This window comes from Mycolicibacterium elephantis DSM 44368 (genome assembly GCF_004014805.1).
Taxonomy (GTDB): Bacteria; Actinomycetota; Actinomycetes; order Mycobacteriales; family Mycobacteriaceae; genus Mycobacterium; species Mycobacterium elephantis.
In genome coordinates this window covers 80575-96779 of the sequence record NZ_ATDN01000001.1, presented here as the reverse complement: position 1 = coordinate 96779, position 16205 = coordinate 80575, and the positions used below count along the sequence as shown (strand labels likewise).

At 67.8% G+C, this 16205-nt stretch carries 14 protein-coding genes and 1 pseudogene; 8 read left to right on the top strand and 7 right to left on the bottom strand.

The features are described 5' to 3' along the window. The first annotated feature begins 1 nt into the window (after nucleotide 1). Genes MELE44368_RS00395 through MELE44368_RS00385 form a run of 3 tightly spaced genes read left to right on the top strand, consistent with a single transcriptional unit; the run spans nucleotide 2 to nucleotide 3337 of the window. On the top strand, nucleotides 2–1585 hold the full coding sequence (locus MELE44368_RS00395) for an HD domain-containing phosphohydrolase (protein ID WP_128106656.1): 1584 nt from the start codon (nucleotides 2–4) through the stop codon (nucleotides 1583–1585). 48 nt (nucleotides 1586–1633) lie between these two features. Further along, nucleotides 1634–2434, top strand: coding sequence for a methanethiol S-methyltransferase (mddA, locus tag MELE44368_RS00390; RefSeq protein WP_276050653.1), 801 nt, complete (start codon nucleotides 1634–1636; stop codon nucleotides 2432–2434). 33 nt (nucleotides 2435–2467) lie between these two features. Next, on the top strand, nucleotides 2468–3337 hold the full coding sequence (locus tag MELE44368_RS00385; protein WP_128106655.1) for an EamA family transporter: 870 nt from the start codon (nucleotides 2468–2470) through the stop codon (nucleotides 3335–3337). Nucleotides 3338–3341: 4 nt separating this feature from the next. On the opposite strand, the gene MELE44368_RS00380 is transcribed toward MELE44368_RS00385, so the two are convergent. The 4 genes from MELE44368_RS00380 to MELE44368_RS00365 are packed head-to-tail and all read right to left on the bottom strand — an operon-like array spanning nucleotide 3342 to nucleotide 7431. Further along, nucleotides 3342–4187, bottom strand: coding sequence for an ABC transporter permease (locus MELE44368_RS00380; protein ID WP_128106654.1), 846 nt, complete (start codon nucleotides 4185–4187; stop codon nucleotides 3342–3344). Then, entirely contained in the window at nucleotides 4184–5059 is an 876-nt protein-coding gene (locus MELE44368_RS00375) for an ABC transporter permease (RefSeq protein WP_128106653.1), read from the bottom strand. Before MELE44368_RS00375 ends, MELE44368_RS00380 begins: the two co-directional genes overlap by 4 nt. A 3-nt stretch (nucleotides 5060–5062) precedes the next feature. Beyond that, nucleotides 5063–6250, bottom strand: coding sequence for an ABC transporter substrate-binding protein (locus MELE44368_RS00370; protein WP_128106652.1), 1188 nt, complete (start codon nucleotides 6248–6250; stop codon nucleotides 5063–5065). Between the two features lie 50 nt (nucleotides 6251–6300). Beyond that, nucleotides 6301–7431 (bottom strand): ABC transporter ATP-binding protein, encoded by a 1131-nt coding sequence (locus tag MELE44368_RS00365; RefSeq protein ID WP_128106986.1) that lies wholly within the window; start codon nucleotides 7429–7431, stop codon nucleotides 6301–6303. A gap of 277 nt (nucleotides 7432–7708) precedes the next feature. Here MELE44368_RS00365 and MELE44368_RS00360 point away from each other — a divergent pair, with 277 nt between their 5' ends. Further along, nucleotides 7709–8137: a type II toxin-antitoxin system Rv0910 family toxin gene (locus MELE44368_RS00360; RefSeq protein ID WP_128106651.1), complete on the top strand. Its 429-nt coding sequence runs from the start codon at nucleotides 7709–7711 to the stop codon at nucleotides 8135–8137. Here MELE44368_RS00360 and MELE44368_RS00355 read toward each other — a convergent pair. Both MELE44368_RS00355 and MELE44368_RS26940 read right to left on the bottom strand, forming a co-directional pair. After that, the gene (locus tag MELE44368_RS00355; RefSeq protein ID WP_128106650.1) at nucleotides 8134–9612 is read right to left on the bottom strand and encodes an MFS transporter; all 1479 of its coding nucleotides are present in this window, start codon (nucleotides 9610–9612) and stop codon (nucleotides 8134–8136) included. The two genes, MELE44368_RS00360 and MELE44368_RS00355, sit on opposite strands and share 4 nt — an antisense overlap. 59 nt (nucleotides 9613–9671) lie before the next feature. Continuing rightward, nucleotides 9672–11537, bottom strand: a complete 1866-nt coding sequence (locus tag MELE44368_RS26940; protein WP_241566423.1) for an RNA polymerase sigma-70 factor — start codon at nucleotides 11535–11537, stop codon at nucleotides 9672–9674. A 69-nt stretch (nucleotides 11538–11606) separates the two neighbouring features. On the opposite strand from MELE44368_RS26940, the pseudogene MELE44368_RS26840 reads away from it, so the two are divergent. The 4 genes and pseudogenes from MELE44368_RS26840 to MELE44368_RS00330 form a co-directional block, all read left to right on the top strand. After that, nucleotides 11607–12278: pseudogene (locus MELE44368_RS26840) on the top strand (YwaF family protein); the annotation flags it as partial. An 18-nt stretch (nucleotides 12279–12296) separates the two neighbouring features. Next, complete coding sequence (locus tag MELE44368_RS26835) at nucleotides 12297–12914, top strand: class I SAM-dependent methyltransferase (RefSeq protein ID WP_206613645.1); 618 nt, start codon at nucleotides 12297–12299, stop codon at nucleotides 12912–12914. 38 nt (nucleotides 12915–12952) lie between these two features. Then, a complete protein-coding gene (locus tag MELE44368_RS00335; protein ID WP_264031900.1) occupies nucleotides 12953–14059 on the top strand; it encodes a CapA family protein in 1107 nt (368 codons plus the stop codon). Nucleotides 14060–14165: 106 nt separating this feature from the next. Further along, nucleotides 14166–14987, top strand: coding sequence for a thioesterase family protein (locus MELE44368_RS00330; protein ID WP_128106647.1), 822 nt, complete (start codon nucleotides 14166–14168; stop codon nucleotides 14985–14987). On the opposite strand, the gene MELE44368_RS00325 is transcribed toward MELE44368_RS00330, so the two are convergent. Further along, entirely contained in the window at nucleotides 14978–15805 is an 828-nt protein-coding gene (locus MELE44368_RS00325; RefSeq protein WP_241566422.1) for a CBS domain-containing protein, read from the bottom strand. The genes MELE44368_RS00330 and MELE44368_RS00325 overlap by 10 nt on opposite strands. Nucleotides 15806–16205: the final 400 nt, after the last annotated feature.

Genomic DNA, 16205 nt, shown 5'->3' with positions numbered 1-16205 from the left:
CATGGCACTGCACCGGCCGGAATCGGAGACGGCCGAATTGCCGCGCCGGGCGGAGCTTCTGGCCGCGCTGTCGGTGGCGATCGACCTCGGCCTCGGGCAGCCCGCCGAGCACATGTTGCGTTCGGCGTTGATCGCCACCCGGCTGGCCGACCGGCTGGGTCTGAGCCCCGCCCAACGCGACTGCGTGTACTACACGACCCTGATCCTGTGGATCGGATGCCACGCGGACTCCCACGAGTACGCCGGCTGGTTCGGCGACGACATCGCCGTGCGCCGCGACTCCCACCTGCTGGACTGGTCGGGGCTGCCGTATCTGTGGTTCTTGATGAGCAACGTCGGCCGCGGTCAGCCGTTGATGCACCGGTTGAGCGTCATGACGACCTTGTTCACCAACGCCAGAGGGCGCCTGTCCCAACTGATCCACTCGCACTGCACCTCGGCGGCCCTGCTCGCCGACCGGATCGGGCTGGGCCCGGATGTGCAGTCGGCCTTGGCTTTCGCCTTCGAACGCTACGACGGCGGCGGGTTACCGGCGGGCGCACACGGCGACGCGATACCGGTGCAGACGCGCGTCGCCCAGCTCGCCGAACTGGCCGAGGTCCACCACCGGATCAGGGGTGTGGAGGGCGCGGTCGCGATGGCGCGCCGCAGACGCGGCGGACAGTTCGACCCGCATCTTGTCGACACGTTCGTCGCGCACGCCGACGATATCCTGGCCGGCCCACCGGCCGGCGATGCGTGGGGCGCGGCGCTACGCGAGGCACCCGAACATGGCCAGCGCTTGGATGAGCACGCGCTGGACAAGATCCTCATCGCGCTCGGCGACTTCGTCGATTTGAAATGTCCGTTCACGCTGGGGCATTCACGAAGGGTGGGTCAGCTCGCCGGAGACGCGGCGGCGGCGTGCGGGCTCGATGCCGACACGGTCGCGATGACCCGGCGGGCGGGCCACGTCCACGATCTGGGGCGCATCGGGGTGTCCAACCAGGTGTGGTCCAAACCAGGCCCCTTGTCCGCAGCCGAGTTCGAGCGGGTTCGGCTGCACCCGTATCTGACGGTGCGCATCCTCAGCCAGGTGCGAGGCCTGGAACGCGTTGCGCAACTCGCGGGCAACCACCACGAGTGTGTCAACGGCACCGGGTATCCGCGCGGCCTCTCCGGCGCCGCGCTCAGCAGACCCGACCGCATCCTGGCGGCCGCGGTGAGCTACCAATCCGGTTGTGAGCCACGCCCTTACCGCCAACAACTGTCCTCCTCATCCGCGGCGCGCAGGCTCGAGGAGCGGGTACGAGTGGGCGAACTCGATGCGACGGCGGTGGAGGCGGTTCTGCATGCCGCAGGACAACGTGCGCACCGCCCCGTGCGCCGTCCCGGCGGCCTCACCCCGCGCGAGATCGAGGTGTTGTGCCTCGTCGCCCGCGGTGCCTCCAACAGGGAGATCGCCGAAGCGCTGGTGATCAGCGAGAAGACGGCACGCAATCACGTCGAGCGCACCTACGCCAAGATCGGGGTGTCAAACCGTATCGGCGCCAGCATGTATGCCCTGCAGCAGGGCTTGGTCGACGAGGTCGATCGCGGCATTTGAGGCACTTGCCTCATGTTTTGACGCGCTGCGTTGAACCAACATCACCGTATGAACCGTAATAAGGCCGTGAGCCGAATTCTCATCGTCAGCTACGGCGTGGTCAGCTACGCCGTTTTCGTGGTCGCATTCCTGTATGCCATCGGGTTCGTCGGCGATATCGCCGTTCCGCGCAGCGTGTCACACGGCATCGCGGCGCCGCTGGGCCAGGCGGTGGCGATCAACGTGGCACTGCTCGCGGTGTTCGCCGTCCAGCACAGCGTGATGGCCCGACCGGCCTTCAAGCGGTGGTGGACCCGGGTGATCCCGCCGGCCATCGAGCGCAGCACCTACGTGCTGCTGGCCAGCGCGGCGCTGCTGCTGATGTATTGGCAGTGGCGCACCGTGCCGTTCGCGGTGTGGGACGTCACGTCGAGCGCAGGCCGGCTGGCGATCTGGACGCTGTTCTGGCTCGGCTGGGCGATGGTGTTCGCCGCGACATTCCTGATCAACCATTTCGACCTGTTCGGTCTGCGGCAGGTGTATCTGGCGTGGCGGGGACAGCCCTACACCGACGTGCCGTTCCAGGTCCGGCTGTTGTACCGGTTGGTGCGCCACCCGCTGCTGTTGGGGTTCCTCATCGCGTTCTGGGCCGCGCCGACGATGTCGGGCGGGCGGCTGCTGTTCGCCGCGGTCACCACCGGCTACATCCTGGTGGGCATCCAGCTCGAGGAGCGCGACCTGGCAGGCACACTCGGCAACGAATACCAGCTTTACCGCCGAAGCGTGCCGATGTTGGTGCCGCACCTCACCGCGCGCCACCCCGCGACAGCCGGCGGTCAGCGACAACCGGCGGGCACCGATATCGCGTAGACGCAGGCAGCGCCCGTCACGTTCAATGCATGGATGGCTGCCAGGCAGGTACGCACCGGCGCGCTGATGGCGCTGACGTCGATGCTGTCCGTCCAGCTGGGCCTGGCCATCGCGGTCACGTTGATCGACCGCATCGGCGTGGAGGGGGCCGCCTGGCTGCGGCTGGCGTGGGCCGGCGTGCTGATCCTCGTCGTCGTCCGGCCGCGCCCGGCGGCGTTCACCTGGGCCACGTTCGGCATCTGCGCGCTGCTCGGGGTCGTCACGGCGGGCATCACGCTGCTGTTCATGGCGGCGCTCGACCGCATCCCGATGGGCACCGCCAGCGCCATCGAATTTCTCGGGCCGCTCGGCGTTGCCGTGGCCTACGGCCGGGGCCGCGACCGGGTGCTGTGGCCCGGGCTGGCGGCGCTGGGCGTGGTGCTACTGACCCGGCCGTGGGACGGCGCCGCCGACGCCGTCGGCGTGCTGTACGCGCTGGGCGCCGCGGTCTGCTGGGCCGGGTACATCCTGCTGACCCAGCGCGTCGGCGACAAGGTCGCGGGCATCAACGGGTTGGCGGTGTCGATGCCGGTGGCCGCCCTGGTGACCACCGCCGGCGTTGGGCCCGTGGTGATTCCGCGGATGACGGTGGACCTCCTGCTGATCGGCATCGGCCTGGCGATCCTGCTGCCGCTGTTGCCGTTCGTACTGGAAATGTTGGCGTTACGGCGCCTGACCACTGCGGCGTTCGGCACGCTGATGGCGCTCGAACCGGCGTTCGCGATGCTCGTCGGCCTGGCGGTGCTGGGTCAGGTGCCGCACGCGTTGGGCGTGGTCGGTATCTGTTTCGTGGTGGCCGCCGGCATCGGCGCGGCACGCAGAGGCGCCCGGCCCGCGCCCGTTCCCGCCGAAGTCGGGTCGTAAGGCGCTAGCCGTCGATTCGTCTGCGCCGGTACAACGTTCCGGCGGCCAGCAGCGCCAGGCTGATCACCAGGATGGCCGTCGCGAGCACATTGATCTGTGGCGGCACCGCGGCCTTCACCGCCGCGTTCACGTACAGCGGGTAGGTCACCGTGGACCCGCTGACGAAGTAGGTGATGATGAAATCGTCGAGCGACAACGCGAAGGACAACATCGCGGCCGCGACGATGCCGGGTACCACCAGCGGCAGCGTCACTTTGAAGAACGTCCGGGTCGGGCTGGCGCCCAGGTCCATCGACGCGTCCTCCAGCGTCCAGTCGAACCCGCGCACCCGCGCCCGCACCGTCATCGCGATGAAGCTCACCTCAAAGGCGATATGCGCCAACACGATCGTCAGATAGCCGGTGGCCCAGCCCAGGTCGAGGAAGAGCACCAGCAGCGCGGCCCCCATCACGACTTCCGGGGCGGTGAGCGGCAACACCAGGAAGGTGTCGACGGCCCGCTGTCCGCGCCACCGTTGCCGGACAAGGGCAATGGCCACCAGCGAACCGAGCACCAGCGCGACGGCGGTGGACACCGCGGCGACGTTGATGCTCAGCATCAGCGCCTGTGTCAGCGCCGGATACTTGAACGGGTCCGCCCAGTTGTCCAGCGTGAAACCCTGCCAGGTGTAGTTGAACTTGCCTTTCGGGTCGTTGAACGAGAACAGCACGATCACGAAGATCGGCAGGAACAGGTACAGCAGCACCAGCGCGGCCACGATCCGCAGCAGGATGTCGCCCCACTTGCGGTCGCCCTTGACGGATTTCGGCGGGGCCGGGCTGGTGGCCGACGCCACCGCCGAGATCGTCATACCAGCTCCTCGGTGCCCAGCGCCCTGGTGTAGAGCAGCACACCCGCCAGGATGATCGCCATCAGCACCATGCTCAGCGCGGCGGCCGCCGGATAGTCCTTGACCACCAGGAACTGCTGCTGGATCACGTTGCCGATCATCGTGGTCTGCGTGCTGCCGAGATAGTCGGCGTTGATGAAGTCACCGGAGGCCGGGATGAAGACGAGCAGGCTGCCGGCCAGCAGGCCCGGCATCGACAGCGGCAGAACCACTTTGGTGAAGCTGCGCACGTTCGACGAGTACAGGTCCCTGGACGCCTCGAGCAGCCGCGGGTCGATCTTGTCCAGGCTGACATACAGCGGCAGGATCATGAAGATGATCCAGTTGTAGGTCAGGCCCCCGATCACCGCCCAGCTCGTCGAGAGCAGCCGTCCCTCGCCGGGGAGCAGGCCGACGGTGCCCAGCGCGCTGACCACCCAACCGTCATCGGCCAGTATGGTTTTCCAGGCGATGGTGCGGATCAGGAACGTCACGAAGAACGGTAACAGCACCAAGCCGAGGATCAGGTTCTTGAACCTGCCCGCCTTGAACGCGATCACGTAGGCCAGGGGATAGGCCAGCAGCACGCACAGCAATGTCGCGGTGATCGCGTAGCCGAACGAGCGAAGGATCTGGTCCTGATACCTGCTGAACGCTTCGGCGTAGTTGGCGAAGTCCCACGAGAACGTCAGTGTGGGAAGGAAAATCGAGCCGCTGGCGGTCGACAGCGACATGCGCGCCAGTGAGACGAACGGGATGACGAAGAACACCGCGAGGTACACCATCGCGGGCAGGATCATCAGATAGGGAGCGATCCTGCTGCGCTGTCGGCCGCTGGCGGCGACGCCCGCCATCGGCTAACCGCCGGTGACCGCTGCGTACATGGAGGCGTACTCCTGCTTCTGCTCGTCGGCCAGCGGCGCCCACGCGGTGATCTTGTCGATGGTCTCCTGCGGCGGGTTGATCAGCTGGTTGTTCGCCAATCCCGGGTCGATCTTGTTGAGCTCGTCGGTCATATCCGAGAGCACGGGCACGAACTGCGTGAACGCGATGAGCTTGGCGTAGTTGGCCCGGTCGTAGACGTAGTCGATCCACGCCTCGGCCGCGGGCTGGTTTCGCGTGGTGTAGGGGATCACCATGGTGTCGAGGAAGTCGGTGCCGCCGGACTCGGGGACCACGAACTGCAGATCCGGGTTGTCGGCCTGCAGCTGCACCACATCACCCGAATAGGCCTGGGCGATCACGACATTGCCCGCGGCCAGGTCCTCGGCGTAGTCGTTGCCGGTGAAGCGGCGGATCTGGCCGTTGTCCTTTTGTTCGCGGACCAGGTCGACGGCCTTCTGCACCGATTCGGTCGTCGGCGCCGCCGGATCGCCACCCTGGGACAGCAGGATCATGCCGAGGCCGTCCTGAACGTCGGAGAGCAAACTCACCTTTCCCTTGAACTCCGGATTCCACAGGTCGTCGATCGTGGTGATGTCGCGTCCGGTCGCAGCCCGGTTGTACGCCAGCCCCACCATGCCGGTCATGTAGGGCGCGCTGAACTTTCGGCCCGGATCCATCTGGGCGTTGAGCAGGTCGGGCCGCAGGTTCTTCTTGTTGGGCACGCTGCCCTCGGTGAAGTCGTTAAGCCAGTTGAGGTTACGAATCTGGGTCGCCATGAACGAGGTGGGCACCACGAGGTCGGCGCCGATGTCCTGTTTGCGCGACAGCGGCTCCTTGACCTTGGCGAACCACTCCTCGTTGTCGTTGAAGTCCTCTTTGTAGTCGACGGTGATGTCCGAGGAGTCCTGGAACGCGGCGATGAAGCCGTCGGCCATGTACAGCGGCCAGTTCGAGATCCGCAGGGTGCCGCCGGCCGGTCCGCCCGCCTGGGTGGTGGTTTCCGAAGTGCCGCTTTCGGATCCGCACGCCGCGACGAACGACGGGCCGAGCACCATCGCGGCGGCCGCGGCGCTCCCACCGATGAAGCGGCGCCGCGAGGTGCGGTTCGTCGCGAACCGGGAGAGCACCCGGGGGTCGAGTGCGTCGTGGTGAGACGGCATGACGGCGGCGCCTTTCGTCGAGGGGCGAGGGGGAACAGGCGGATCGATGCTCAGGTGTCGTCGAGCATCTCTTCGAGATCCTCGGCGGTGGGGATGTCGGCGGCGGGAAGGACCAGCGACGCGTCCGGTGCCCAGCACACGTGTACGTGGTCTCCCGGCCGCAGCAGGGGAAGGTCCTGTTCGGGGCCGACGTGCGCGACGATCGTCGACCCGTCCGGGGCGGCCAGCGACAACCGCACCACCGGTCCCTGAAACGTCAGGTCGGTGACGGTCGCGCCCACCGTCGCGACATCGCCGGTCGGGGCTTCCATCGACACCCGAATGCGCTCGGGGCGCACCATCAGCGTCGCGTGACCGCCGGGTTCGATCGTGGTGTCACCGGGGCGGGCCTTCAGCGTCGTTCCCAGCACGTCGACCTCGACGAAGTTGCGGTTGGCGCGGCCGGTCTGGGTGCCCGCCCACAGGTTGGCCTGGCCGATGAAGCTGGCGACGAACACCGTCGAGGGGCGATCGTAAATCTCTGTGGGCGTGCCGATCTGGTCGACGTTGCCCGCGTTCATCACCGCGATCTGGTCGCTCATCGTCAACGCCTCCTCCTGGTCGTGGGTCACGTAGACGAACGTGATCCCGACCTCGCGTTGGATGCGTTTGAGCTCGAACTGCATGACCTGGCGCAGCTTGAGGTCGAGCGCGCCGAGTGGTTCGTCGAGCAGCAGCGCGCTTGGATAGTTCACCAGTGCACGAGCCAGCGCAACGCGCTGCTGTTGGCCACCGGACAGTTGGGCGGGTCGGCGCTCTGCGAAGTCGGTCAGCCGCACGATCTCCAGCAGCTCGTCGACGCGCTTGCGCACCGTGCCCTTTCCGTGGGCCTTGTCCATCTTCCTGCTGCGCGGTCCGTAGGCGACGTTGTCCCACACCGACATGTGCGGAAACAGCGCGTAGTGCTGAAACACCGTGTTCACGTTGCGTTTGTGCGGCGGGACCCGCGACACGTCGACGCCCTCGAGCCGGATCGCGCCCTCGGTGGGGCCGTCGAACCCGGCGATCATCCGCAACGTCGTGGTCTTGCCGCAACCGGACGGTCCGAGCAGGGAGAAGAACTCCCCGGATGCGATGGCGAAGTCGGCGTCCGCGACAGCGACGTAGTGACCGAACCGTTTCGTGACATGGTCGATCTCGATGACCGGCCCACCCGTGGCGCGGGCCGCGCCGTCGTATCCCGCCGGGTTGTCTACCGCGGTGGTTCGTGAGCCGGTCAGCGGGATCCTCCTCAGTACAGCCTGAAAGCTGTGGGTAAACAATCGCCGATCAGCCGGACCTTCGCAAGCGATCCCGCAACGAATTTACGTAACGACAATGGAATCCTTCGTCGGCGTCGGGTGTGTCCAAGGAATCCACCACGCCGGCGTGGTCGGTTCGGCGTTTACCCCGCCCGCGTCACCGGGTAGTGCAAGGGGCATGGCAACGGTGGATGTGGCGGTGTCCTCAGAGTTGACTCCCGATCAGGCCTGGGCGCTGGCCTCAGACCTGCGGCGCTTCGATGAATGGCTGACCATCTTCGGCGGCTGGCGCAGCGAGGTGCCGTCGGAGATCGAGGTGGGCAAGTGCGTGTCGTCGCTGATCAAGGTCAAGGGCTTCCGCAACGTCATCCACTGGCATGTGACGCGCTACGACGAACCCAAGCTGATCGAGCTGATCGGTAAGGGCCGCGGCGGCGTCTGCATCCGGCTGTGCCTGCACGTCGAGAGCCACGATCCCGGGACGACGTTTCGAGTGGTGGCCGAACTCAGCGGCGGTCTGCTCAACACCAGGATCGGGAACCTGGTCGCGAAGGTCGTCGAATCCGATGTCCGCAAGTCGGTCAACAACCTGGCGGCGTTGCGCTAGCCCCACTCGTGGTGCATGGCGCGTGTTTCGTATTGCGCCTCCAGGGATTTCGCGGCCTGCCTGCGTGGACCCGTGAATGCGATGAGGATCAGCGCCAGGGCGGCGGTGAGCGCACCGCCGATGAAGATCGCGACATAGCTGCTCTGCACGGGTACATCGGATCCGGCCATCGTGCGCGCCAGCAGCATCGCGACCACGGCGGCGGCCATCGAGCTGCCGATGGTGCGGGCGATCGCGTTCATGCCCGTGGCGACACCGGTCTCGCCGGCGTCGACCTCGCTGACGACCAGTGCGGGCAGCGCGCCGTAGCCGAGGCTGATGTAGGCGTTGGCCAGGATGCCGGCCACGATGACCTGCCAGGCCTGCGAATGGGCGAACGCGACGAACAGGAAACCCGCGATTCCGGCGACGGCCGCGACGGTGAGCACCGGCCGGGCGCCGAACCGGTCGATGAACCTGCCGCCGGCCATCGCGACCAGAAAGCCGGTGACCGCGCCGGGCAGCAGGTACACCACGCTGGCTTCCAACACCGTCGCACTGAAACCGTAACCGGCTGTCTCCCTGGGGATCTGGACGAACAGCGTCAACCCCAGGAACGCGAAGTACAACCCCATGCCGACGAAGTTCGTGGCGAGGTTGGTGAGCAGGATGGGTCGCCGGGCCAGCATCGCCGTCGACACCAGCGGCTGCCGGGCCCGTCGCTCCCACTGCCACCAGCCGACGAGCAGACCGGCGCCGAGGGCCGCGCAGCCCAGCGTGGCCGGCGACGCCCAGCCCCACGTGTAGCCCTGCGTGATCGCCAGCAGCGCCGCCGACAGGCCGGCCGCCAGCCCGGCCGCGCCGAGCCAGTCGATCGTTCCGGTGGTGGCGTGCGGGCGGCGGGGAACCACCAGCACCACGATCGCGATGACCATGATCGTGAAGGCCGTGGTCAGCCAGAACACCCGGTGATAACCGGCGTCGCCGCTCATCAGCAGCCCGACCACCACGAGGCCCGCGCCGCCGCCGAAGCCCAGCGCGCCCGACATCACCGCCATCGCCGACATCAGCCGGTGGTGCGACAACTCCTCGCGCAGAATCGCGATGCTGACGGGGTAGAGGGCATAGGAGGCGGCCTGAAGGATGCGGCCCACGATCAGCAGCGGCAGCGAGGAGGTGGTCGCGGCGAGCACAGAGCCGATGAGCACGATCCCGAGCACCCAGAGCAGCACCCGCTTCTTGCTGTGCAGATCGGCGAGGCGCCCGACCAACGGCGTCGCGGCCACCGCCGCCAACAGGTTGGCGGTGACGGCCCAGCTCACGTTGATCGTGGAGACGTGCAGTTGTTCGGCGATGACGCCCAGCACCGGCACCACCGCCGTCTGCAGGACGGCCACGGTGATGACCACCACCGAGAGCCCGGCCACCAGCAGGCGAGGCGACCGCACGGGTGGGTCACCGGCGGGCGAGGCGCGCGTCGCGTCCGCTCCGACCACGCCCACTCCGTTCGTTAGCTCATCTTCGGTTCTTTCCGATTATGGGTGTGCGGCGGCGGTCACAGTCGCCTGGCCCCCTCGGCGACGGCGCGCAGCTTGTCGGGGTTGGCGACGTTGTGGACGGTGACGATGCGGCCCTGCGCGTCCAGGTCGACGGTGATGGTGGCGATGATGCGTCCCGCGCCGCGCATGACGATGCCGGGCCCGCCGTTGATGTCGACGAGTTCGGCTGTCATGTCGGCGATTTCGACACCTTCGTAGGGTCGTTTGACGTTGCCGGCGATCCAGCGCAGCACATTGGCGGCGCCGACGACGGGGCGCATCGCCTGACGCACCTTGCCGCCCCCGTCGGTCCACAGCTTGACGTCCGGTGCGAGCAGTTCCATCAGCGCGTTGACGTCACCGCCGATGGTCGCGGCGAAGAACCGTTCGGTGGCCGCACGTCTTTTCTCATGGTCGGCTTCGAAGCGCGGCCGTCGGGCCCGGACGTGTTCGCGTGCCCGATGCGCGGCCTGCCGCACCGCCGCCTCCGAGCGCTCGACGGCCTCGGCGATTTCGGCGTAGCTGAAGTCGAAGACCTCTTTCAGCACGAACACCGCCCGTTCCAGCGGGCTCAGGGTCTCCAGCACGACGAGCATGGCCATCGAGATCGACTCGGCGGCGACGACGTCCTCGGCGACGTCGGACTCGGTCAGGATCGGCTCCGGCAGCCACGGGCCGACATACGTCTCGCGCTGGCGCCGCGTCGAGCGCAGCCGCTCCATGGCCAGGTTGGACACGATGCGGGCCAGGTAGGCCTTCGGGTCGGCGACCTGTGACCGATCCTCGGCCGACCACTTGAACCAGGCGTCCTGGACCACGTCTTCGGCGTCGGCGACGGAGCCCAACAGCCGATAGGCGATCGAGAACAGCAGGTTTCGGTGCTCGGCGAAGGTCTGCTGGTCGGTGTTCATCGGGTCAGCCGACCGCCTCTCCGCCAAGTCGCCGTGCCCAGGGCGGGAAACGCGTTGATCAGGCGATAGGTCTGCCATGGGCTGGAGGTCACCGTCTCTGGGGATGCCGCTTTGGCAGGTGCCGTGTATGACGCCGTAGCCCTGCCGGATCGCGGCGGCGTCGCCGACCGCGTACACGTTGGGATGCGACACCGAGCGCAGGGATTCGTCGGTGACGATGCGGCCGCGGTCGTCGACTGTCAGGCCGGCCGCCGTCGCCAGAGGGGAGACCCGCACCCCCGTTGTCCACAGCACCGCCTGCGCGGGGACGACCTCACCGTCGGCGAGCGCGACGCCGTCGGCCATCACCTTGACGACGTCGGCACCGGCGCGGATCTGCACGCCCAGCCGGTCCAGCCCGCGGTGCAGGCGGGCGCGGGCGTTCTCGCCCATCATGGCCCCTGGTGTCTGCCTGCTCACCAGAACCACGTCGAGGTCGGGATGCCGCTCGGCGATCTCGGCGGCCGATTCCACACCGGTGAGGCCGCCGCCGGCCACCACGACCGTGCCGGTCGACATCGCGTCCAGCCGCGCCGCCAGCAGGACGGCGTGCTGCGCGTCGGTCAACGTGTACGCGAACTCGTCGACCCCGGCGACCCCGGACGTGTCGGTGACACTGCCCAGCGCGTAGACCAGCGTGTCGTAGCGCAGGGTGACGCGGTCGTCGATCTGTACGGTCTGGGCGCCGGCGTTGATGCCCGTGACCCAGCCCTGGATGAAGTCGACGCCGGTGCCGGCCAGCCGGTCAGGGATCTCGAGGTCGTCGAGCGCCTGCCCGGACGCGGTCTGGTGCAGTCGCAGCCGTTCGGTGAAACGCGCCTGCGGGTTCACCAGGGTGATGTGCACGTCGTCGCGGCGTCGGGTCCGGCCCGCCAAACCCATGGTCGCGGCCATTCCGGTGTAGCCGGCGCCGAGAATGAGGATCTCGTTCATCGTGTGTTCCTTCCGGTCGGTGTCGAGGGGGGACACACACCAGACGCATCCAGCCGCCAGACTTGTGACATCGCCGCACAACACGAGTTCACCGCGTACGGGCCGTCGCACTGGGCTGTGCTGGCCGTCTTCGCCGCCGGCGCCGCGTTGCTGGTGTGGCTGGGGAGACGGCAGAGCGAACTGCAGTCCCGTCGCTTCGGGCGCATCGCCGGTGCCATCACCGCGGTGATCTACGCCGGGGTGCTGGTCTACGGCCTCGTCCCGTTCGACGTGCGCTGGTCGATGCCGCTGCAGCTGACGGACCTGGCCACCCTCGTGGCCGCGTACGCGTTGTGGTCGCAGAAGCACTGGGCGTACGCGGTCACCTACTACTGGGGCCTGGTGCTGAGTGCGCAGGCGCTGATCTCACCGGCGCTGACCGGGCCTGATTTTCCGCACTACCGGTTCCTGGCGTTCTGGGCGATCCATCTGGTGGTGGTGTGGACCGCGATCTATCTCACCTGGGGCCGGCGCATGCGGCCGCGCTGGCGCAGCTACCGCATCGTGATGACGGTGACGCTGGTGTGGGTGGCGATCACGATGACGTTCAACACCGTCGCCGGATCCAATTACGGCTTCCTCAACGGCAAACCCTCCACGGCGTCGCTGTTGGATGTGATGGGGCCGTGGCCGTGGTACCTCGTCGTCGCGGCGGTCCTCGTCTTCACCGTGTGGGCGGCGATGACCTGGCCGTGGGAGCGATTGAGGCAAGCTGGACCCATGGACACATCGGGAGCATTGCCGGTCAACCATCACGCTGACCACCCCGGCTTCTCCGGTGTCATCGGGGCGCTGTGCGGGCTGGCGTTCCTCTTGATGGGGCGCAAGAACGCGCGCCTCGCGGTGGAACTCGCCGGGGTGTCGGAGAACGACCACGTCGTCGACGTCGGCTGCGGGCCGGGAAGCGCGGTTCGGCTGGCCGCGCGGCGCGGCGCGCGGGCGACCGGCGTCGACCCGTCGTCGATGTTTCTGCGCATCGCGCGGGCCGTCACACCGAGGTCGGCCGACGTCACCTGGGTCGAGGGCACCGCGGAGAACATCCCGCTGCGCAACGAGTCGGCGACCGTGCTGTGGTCGCTGGCCACCGTGCACCACTGGCAGGACGTCACCGCCGGGCTGCAGGAGGCGCATCGGGTGCTGGCACCGGGTGGGCGTCTGCTCGCCATCGAGCGCCAGACGGAGCCGGGGGCGACCGGGTTCGCCAGCCACGGATGGACCCGTCAACAGGCTGAATCCTTTGCCGCGCAATGCCACACGGCTGGTTTCAGCGACGCGGTGGTCGAGAGCGACGACGCCGGCCGACGCCCGGTGTGGGTGGTGCGGGCCCGCCGCCCGTAGAGCTGACCAGTCGCCGGAAACCGGCGGATACTGGTGTTGTGGCGCCGAGGCCGGACACCGAAGTCGTCGCCTTCCTGACCGGCGACGTGATGACCGCGCGCGGGATCGACCAGATCCTGCCGCATCCCGGCGATCCGACGTTGCACGAAGCCGTCGTGTCGGACGCGCGAAGGTATGTGTCGCTCGCCGAGCGAGTCAACGGCCCCATACCCGCTCCGGTCGACTTCGCGTATCCGTGGGGTGAGGCGCTCGAGGTTCTCGACGATCACCGCCCCGACGTCCGGCTGATCAACCTGGAAACGAGCATCACCACCAGCAGCGAGTTCGCCCCGGGAAAGGCGGTGCACTACCGCATGCACCCGGACAACGTCGGATGCCTGGCCGCGGTCCGACCCGACGTGTGCGCGCTGGCCAACAACCACGTCCTCGACTTCGGCTATCGCGGCCTTACCGACACCTTGGCCGCACTTGCCGACGCGAAGATCGGTTGTGCCGGAGCGGGTTCGGACGTTGAGCAGGCCAACCGGCCGGCGAAGGTGGCGGGGCATGCGGTGATCGCGTCGGTCGGATCGATGTCCAGCGGCATCCCCGCCCGCTGGGTCGCCGCCGACGACCGTCCCGGCGTCGCGCTGCTGCCCGACCTTTCCGAGCGCACCGCCGCGACACTCGCGTATCGGCTGCTGGAGTCAAAGGGGCACGGCGACATCACGATTGCCTCGGTGCACTGGGGCTCCAACTGGGGCTACGAGATCCATCCCGCGCACATCCGCTTCGCGCACCGGCTGATCGACGAGGGTGTCGACGTCGTGCACGGTCACTCGTCGCATCATCCGCGTCCCCTCGAGGTGTACCGCGGCAAGCTGATCCTCTACGGCTGCGGCGACACGATCGACGACTACGAGGGTATCGGCGGCTATGAGGCCATTCGCCACGAACTGCGACTGCTGTACTTCGCGTCGGTCGAGCGATCCAGCGGCCAGCTCGCCGAACTCCGGATGACCCCGATGAGAATGCGGCGGATGCGCCTGGAACACGCACCCCACGACGACGCCGAGTGGTTGCGCGTCACGCTCGAGCAGACGAGCCGGGAGTTCGGCACCGCGGTCGGCCGCACCGGGGACGGGCTGCTGCTGGTGAGCGGCTAGCTTTGCGCCGACGGGATAGCCCGAGGACATCGCCGCTGCCTGCGCTTCAACGGCGGGCGCAACACCTGATCACCGCCGCCGTCGGCGGCTGTGCGAAGATCCGCAAATGAGCACGGAACCGGCGCATTTCACGCTGACCGACGACGGCGCATACCTGCCGACCCCCTTCGCGCAGAGCCATTGGGGCGACGATCACCTCAACGGGCCGGCGGTCGTCGGCCTGGTCGCGCGGGTGCTGGAGAACCACTGCGGGTCCGAAGACTTCATGCCCGCGCGGCTGACGACCGATCTGTTCAGGGCCGCCCGCGGGGTGCCGACCACCGTCGAGGTGCGCGTGCTGCGCGACGGCCGCCGCGTCCGCAGCGCGGAATGCGATGTGCGCCAGGAGGGTAAGACGGTGGCCCGGGCAACGCTGCTGCAGTACCGTCGCTCTGCGCCGCCACCCGGCGAGGAGTGGATCGCACCCATCGCCGTCCCGAAACCACCGGTGCCGGACGGTGACATGCTGCCCTACGTCGGCAGCGAGGAGGCCGGCTGGACGCGCTCGCCGGCCGCGCACCAGAACACGTCGCGCAAGTGCTTCTTCAACGACGGAATCGCTGTGGTCGCGGGGGAGAAGAACTCACCGTTCGTGCGGGCCGTCATGACCGCCGAATCGACCAGCCTGGTGACCAACCTGGGCACCAAAGGGATCGGCTACATCAACGGCGACCTGACGGTGGCGCTCTCCAGGCTGCCCCTCGACGACTGGCTCGTCGTACAGGCCGACTCGCACTGGGCGGCCGACGGCATCTCGGTCGGCACCGCGACGCTGTTCGACCATCACGGCGCGTTCGGCACGGGAATGGTGACCGCGGTGGCCAATCCGGCCGCCCAGATCGACTTCAGCACCCGGCAGTTCCCGATCGCCGAACTCAACTACGAGTAGGTTTCGAAGAGCTTCTGCATCTCCTTCGGCAGCTGGCTGCGGACCTGTTCGGCCTCCCCGGGGCTGATGCTGTCCAGGACCGTGTTGGCCACCGTGACGAACACCGATGTGGCGCGGTCTTCCTCGATGCCCGCCCGCCTGATGAGTTCGGCCTCGATGTACTTCTGGGTGACGGACCGGTCCGGGCCCGGCGGTAGTGCGCGCAGGTGGGGCTTGAGCAGCGACGGCAGCTGTGACACGAAGTCCTTCGCCTCGCCCGCGTTGAGCCGCCGAACCAGAGCGGCTACGACGACGTCGAGGGCAGTGCGCGCCTGGTCGCGGTAGTCGAGGTCGGCTTCCTCCTGAATGAGATTGACCAGCCGGTTCAGCGTCGTCTCGGCGCGCACGAGGCTGCGCCGACGTCCCGGCGCACGCTCGCTGTCGGCGGGACCGCCCTCGCCGATCTGAGCTTCCACGACCTCGGCGATCTCCTCGAGGGGAGCTGCCTCGTCGAGGATGAGGTCATCGAGCGTCACCATGCCGACGATTCGCTCGTCCTCGACGAGCGGAATGCGCCGCACGTTGCGCTCCTTCATCAGCCGCAGCGCGTCTGCCGTGTCGTCGCGCGGCGAGAGGGTCAACGGGGGCGACGACATCACCTCGGAAATTGCGGTCGAGGACGCGTCGAGTCCCTGACCCAACACGCGCACGGTGAGGTCGCGATCTGTCGCGATGCCGACCAGGCGGCCGTCCTTCTGGACAGCCACCGCGCCGATGCGGTTGTGCTCGATGGCGCGAGCCGCTTCGAGCACCGAGTCACTGGGCTTGAGAACCACCATTCGGGGGCGTCGATACCAACGTAGAGTCATGTCTCCATTTATGCCGACTGGGCGTGGAATTCTCTAGGGACCAAAGCAGGACCCCGCAGGGACCAATGGCCCTAAGGCGGGGACCATGCGGCGTGGGCGTAGCCGCCTGATCGGGGGCTCGGGTTGGCAAGGTGTGCATGTTCGCGGATCGGCCGGTTTGATCCCCTGGCCAGCCGATGCGGTCCGGTCGTTGTTTGCAACGGTTCGTGACAGCGAATTCGAGCCCCGGGTTTGGCGGCCCTTCGCGATGCCGGGGTGCCGAATTCAGCCGTGCCGCACCAAAAATGGGGTAGTCGACTACCCCAATACCCCCGCGTGTGCCGACGCGATACTGCTGTGCACAGGCAGGATGTGACGGATTGTCGAGGAA